Origin of the sequence: Synechococcus sp. R6-10, from assembly GCF_047461815.1 — a bacterium.
Classification (GTDB): Bacteria; Cyanobacteriota; Cyanobacteriia; order Thermostichales; family Thermostichaceae; genus Thermostichus.
Genome location: NZ_JANSHW010000196.1, coordinates 1 through 1854 on the forward strand (window position 1 = coordinate 1; position 1854 = coordinate 1854).

Annotated in this window: 5 protein-coding genes; 3 read left to right on the top strand and 2 right to left on the bottom strand. The window is 58.0% G+C overall.

Annotated elements, in window-relative coordinates:
* Both NW837_RS06200 and NW837_RS06205 read left to right on the top strand, forming a co-directional pair.
* Positions 1-663 (top strand): sensor histidine kinase (locus NW837_RS06200; protein ID WP_414329885.1); only part of this gene is annotated, 663 nt, incomplete at its 5' end.
* A gap of 4 nt (positions 664-667) precedes the next feature.
* Positions 668-1039 (top strand): DUF309 domain-containing protein, encoded by a 372-nt coding sequence (locus NW837_RS06205; RefSeq protein WP_414329886.1) that lies wholly within the window; start codon positions 668-670, stop codon positions 1037-1039.
* Between the two features lie 23 nt (positions 1040-1062).
* Here NW837_RS06205 and NW837_RS06210 read toward each other — a convergent pair whose 3' ends face one another.
* On the bottom strand, positions 1063-1224 hold the full coding sequence (locus tag NW837_RS06210) for a hypothetical protein (RefSeq protein WP_011434030.1): 162 nt from the start codon (positions 1222-1224) through the stop codon (positions 1063-1065).
* A gap of 91 nt (positions 1225-1315) precedes the next feature.
* Positions 1316-1405, bottom strand: coding sequence for a cytochrome b6-f complex subunit PetN (locus NW837_RS06215; RefSeq protein WP_244349857.1), 90 nt, complete (start codon positions 1403-1405; stop codon positions 1316-1318).
* Positions 1406-1561: 156 nt separating this feature from the next.
* Here NW837_RS06215 and NW837_RS06220 point away from each other — a divergent pair, with 156 nt between their 5' ends.
* On the top strand, positions 1562-1807 hold the full coding sequence (locus NW837_RS06220; RefSeq protein ID WP_414329888.1) for a hypothetical protein: 246 nt from the start codon (positions 1562-1564) through the stop codon (positions 1805-1807).
* Positions 1808-1854 lie beyond the last annotated feature (47 nt).

The window sequence follows — 1854 nt, forward strand, 5'->3', positions numbered from 1 at the left end:
CCCATCACCAACATGAAGATGGCCATCCAACTGCTGAAAACCGCCCGCGCCCCCCAAAAACGAGAGCAATATCTCAAGATTTTGGAGCAGGAGTGTGAGCGGGAGGCGGAATTGGTGAACGACCTGCTGGATCTGCAGCGGTTGGAGCAGGGATCCAAAACGCTCCATCTGGAAGAAGTGCCGCTGGCAACCTGGCTGCCCAGCGTGCTGGAGCCGTTTCTACAGCGGGCCCAGGCCAACCAGCAACGGTTGCAGTGGCAGATTGCGCCAAATGTGGGCAAGGTGCTCACCGATCGGGGCGGCCTGGAGCGGGTGGTGCAGGAGCTGGTCAACAACGCCTGCAAGTATACTCCCCCAGGGTGCAGCATCTGGGTAACGGCGCAGCGCTCTGGCCCGCAGCAGGTGGAAATCCGGGTGATCAACGAGGGGGTGGAAATTCCCCCTGCCGAGCAGGAGCGCATCTTCGAGAAGTTCTACCGCATCCCCAGCGGGGATCCCTGGAAGCGGGGCGGCACCGGCCTGGGCCTGGCTTTGGTCAAGCAGTGGATGCAGCGGCTGGGGGGCAGCGTCTCGGTGGAGAGTTCTCAAGGCAAAACCTGCTTTACCCTGGTGTTGCCGCAGGGATCCCTGCCTGTGCAGACCTCACCCCTGGCCTGTGCCTAGCCACATGAGCAATGCCCACTCAGAAGCGTTGCGTTTGGCCGCCGAGCAGTTTAACCGGGGGGAATTTTACGCCTGCCACGACACCCTAGAGGCCCTGTGGATGGAAGCAGTGGATCCAGAGCGGCGTTTTTACCAGGGTCTATTGCAGACGGCAGTGGCCTACTATCACCTGCAGAACGACAATCGCCGTGGCTGCATGATCCTGCTGGGGGAAGCTAACCGCAAGCTGGCGGACTTTCTGCCCACCTACGCTGGATGGGATGTGCAAGCCCTGTGGCAGGCCAACCAGAGCATCCTGCGGCATCTTTCTCAACTGCAACCCCAGGATCCCCTGCCTTACCTGGCCATCCCCACCCTGAGTTGGGTTGAAGACTGACCTGAGCAGGCCCAACAGCGGCGCTAGCGCTTGGAGCGACGGGCTTTGCGCTCAACTTCGTTGCGTCGCCGCCGATCCCGCCAGTCGATGAAGGTAATGTAGCCAACGCCCAGGGTTACGGCTGTCAACAGCAAAAAGATGCTTCCGTAGGCGATGCGGGCGACCAAGGGAAGATCGGTTTCCATGGTGTGAGCGGGGGTAACCCCGTCAATATCGGCGGCAGGAACAACAAGATGAATGCAAGATGGATGTGAGGCTCAATCCAGGCATGACAAATTACATGCCGTTGCGCCCCCAGACCACCAGGGCAATGGAAAGAACGAAGAAGGTGGGGACGGCAATCCAGCCAAGGGTGATGATGTCCATAGGTCTAGCCCAGCTAAAGAGGGGTTATCTCGAGGTGATCCCATTTTACGAGAGGAGATCCCTTGTCAACGGACATCTACGAACACCTGTTTTCAGTTCAAGCTGGCTACAGTGGAGTTAAATCTGAAACATCTGAGCCAAACGAGGTGGGATCCGATGGTACTGGACACATTGCCGCTGGTTGCCGCTGTAGCCATCGCCATTTTTATGCTGGTTTTTTGGGTGCGGGTGGTTCGAGAGGCCATCTGGACAACGGTGGGGATTGTAATCATCTTGGCCGTGTTGTACGTGGTCTTTAGAATTGGCCCGCGGCAGGTGCTGCAGGAGTTGCAGGATCCCTTTGCCCTTCTAGAACAGGTTTGGCAGGTGATCGTCGGTTGGTTCCAGGCCCTTCTCCCCTAGAGTTCGTTATCTGCTATACAGTTCCCTGATACAATAGAAAACACAGG